The 1,493-nt window shown below is 55.4% G+C and carries 1 protein-coding gene; it reads right to left on the bottom strand.

The genetic code is table 11. The annotated features are described in order from the left end of the window. Positions 1 to 123: 123 nt before the first annotated feature. Positions 124 to 1,335 carry an IS110 family RNA-guided transposase gene (locus HMPREF2651_RS00940; protein ID WP_049181288.1) on the bottom strand — a complete coding sequence of 404 codons (1,212 nt, stop codon included), beginning with the start codon at positions 1,333 to 1,335 and terminating at the stop codon, positions 124 to 126. Positions 1,336 to 1,493 lie beyond the last annotated feature (158 nt).

Raw genomic sequence — 1,493 nt, 5'->3', positions numbered from 1 at the left:
GGGGGGTGTCCCTATGTTTTTGTCAAGTGTCAGGCCGATGTTGGCGAGTACAGTCTTGGGGGTAGTTTCTTAGGCGTGCCTAGGAGCCGGCCAGCGTGTGCTGGTCGGCTTCGTCTTTGGGGTTTATGCGGCGACGGGGCGTGGCGGGATTTCGCGGAAGAACTCCTTGTTTTTCAGCATCGCGTAGATGACATTGCATCGCCGTCGTGCCAGGCATATGACTGCTGCGTTGTGGCGTTTTCCTTCAGCGCGTTTGCGTTGGTAATACCGCCGTGACGGTTCGTGGCTGCGGATAACCGCGAATGCCGAGTAGAACAAGGCGTTTTTCAGTCGTTTATTGCCTGACCGTGCCGGGAACTCACCTCTGATCGACGAACCGGATTGTCTAGTGACGGGCGCTATTCCAGCATAAGCAGCTATGTGGCCAGCACTATCGAAGTCGGAGCCATCACCGATCGCAAGAAGGATCTGCGCTGCGGTCTTGATGCCGACTCCGGGCATACTCATCAAGACCTCACAAAGAGGGAAATCAGCGAGCATCTCTTCAACCTGCTCAGCAATGGTGTTTCGTTGCTCTTTGAGGGCCTTGATGTTTGCAGCCAGTTGAGGAATTACCAACTCGGCGGCATCGCTTCCAGGCACGGTGACTGTTTGAGCTTTCAGCGCTGCAAAAATGTCGTCTACCAGCGGGGTGGGGTCTTTACGTGTGCGCTTGATCATCCAGTTCAACACTCGTTGGTATCCGGCTCTTTTTAGCCCCTGCGGCCCCTTGTAATGGATCAATAATTCCAGGATCGGCGTGCGAGTCAGAGTGCTACCAGCAAAAACTCGTTCCAGGCTGGGATAGATCTGGGTGAGGATACTGCGAAGCCGATTGACAGTGCGAGTGCAATCGCGGGCGATGTCATCATCGAAGCCGGACAGCATCTTTAGGGCGGACAGTACCTCATCATTGCGGTCGACGGCACGTAGCGTGTGGGGCATTGTGCGGGCGGTGTCGGCGATGATGAATGCGTCGCGTTTGTCTGTTTTTGCACGTCCCGGATAGAGATCTGCAGCTTTGCGCATCGCAAGACCTGGCAGGTATCCGACTTCGCAACCGCAGTCTCGGGCTACAGCAATCGGTAGTGCGCCGATGGTGTTGGGTTGGTCGACGATCACGAGTACGGTGCCAAGCTTTTGTAGCTGGTGAAAAACGCCTGCTAGTTCGGATTCGAGTTGAGGCAACGGTTTGTCGAAGACCTTGTTGCCATCACGGTCTAAGGCGCAGGCGTGGTGTTCAGATTTGCCGACGTCTAGGCCAAGGAATATGTCGATGGAATGCTCCGGAGACATGATGAGCTCCTAGAAACGAGATGGGTATGGCGTTGTTCCAGTCGCTGGCGTCATGACCTTCGTTGCAAGCACCCACGTTACGAAGAGACCTAGTTTGAAACTGGCCGTGTCCCTATCAGCTGTCATCGAAAGTCCTGGCACCCGGCGGCAACACCCCC

Origin of the sequence: Corynebacterium sp. HMSC063A05 (assembly GCF_001809695.1) — a bacterium.
Taxonomy (GTDB): Bacteria; Actinomycetota; Actinomycetes; order Mycobacteriales; family Mycobacteriaceae; genus Corynebacterium; species Corynebacterium amycolatum.
This window is presented reverse-complemented; position numbering and strand designations above follow the sequence as displayed.